At 73.6% G+C, this 913-nt stretch carries 1 protein-coding gene; it reads left to right on the top strand.

Going from position 1 to position 913, the window contains the following annotated elements:
• Positions 1 to 189 precede the first annotated feature (189 nt).
• A partial coding sequence (locus DLJ47_RS00015) for an ROK family transcriptional regulator (RefSeq protein WP_146227979.1) occupies positions 190 to 913 on the top strand: 724 nt, incomplete at its 3' end.

Below are 913 nucleotides of genomic sequence, written 5' to 3'. Positions count from 1 at the left end.
CGAGCCACTGCGGGTCGCGGACGGGCCGGCGGGACGGGTGGGGCCGGTTCCGGCGGCGGGCCACCGGACGGTGTCGCGGGAGTTACATCACGGCTTAATGAATGTCGTCATTAAAGTGGTTGGCGTCATGGGTCGTCAAGCACGGGGTCGTACAGTCGCCTCGGACGGCCCGGGGGATCGAGGTGGCGTGTGGAGTTGGCGCGAGCGACGAATCGTGGCGTCCGGCTGCGGAACCGGTCGGCGCTGCTGTCGAAGCTCTTCCTCGACGGCCCGCTGACCCGCCAGGACCTGGTCCGCAGCACCGGGCTCAGCCAGCCGGCGGTGAGCAACGTGGTGGGCGACCTGATCGACGAGGGCCTGGTGGTCGAGGCGGGCGCGGCCGAGTCCGACGGCGGCCGGCCCAGCATGATCCTCCGGGTCGCGCCGCGGTTCGCCTTCGTGATCGGCGTGGACGTCGGTGAGACCCGGGTGCGGGTCGAACTGTTCGACTTCGCGATGGCCCTGCTGGCCAGCGTCGAGTACCCGCTGGACCCGGCCCGTACCGAGCCGTCGGTGGTGGCCGGGCACGTGCTGGCCGGCATCGACGCGGTCACCGGCCAGGCCGGGGTGCACACCGACGACGTGCTCGGCGTCGGCATCGGCGTCTCCGGCGTGGTCGAGCAGGGGGAGCGGGCGGTGGTGCACGCCCAGGCCCTCGGCTGGGACCGGGTGCCGCTGGAGGCGCTGATCGCCGCCGGCACCGACCTGCCGCTGCACATCGACAACGGCGCCAAGACCCTCGGCCAGGCGGAGATGTGGTTCGGCGCCGGCCGGGGCGCCCGGCACGCGGTGTTCGCCCTGGTCGGCTCCGGCGTCGGGGCCGCCGTGGTGACCAACGGGGTCACCTACCGGGGGGCGTCCAGCAGCGCGGGGG

Origin of the sequence: Micromonospora sp. S4605 (genome assembly GCF_003176715.1) — a bacterium.
In the GTDB taxonomy this organism is placed as follows: domain Bacteria; phylum Actinomycetota; class Actinomycetes; order Mycobacteriales; family Micromonosporaceae; genus Micromonospora; species Micromonospora echinaurantiaca.
This window is presented reverse-complemented; position numbering and strand designations above follow the sequence as displayed.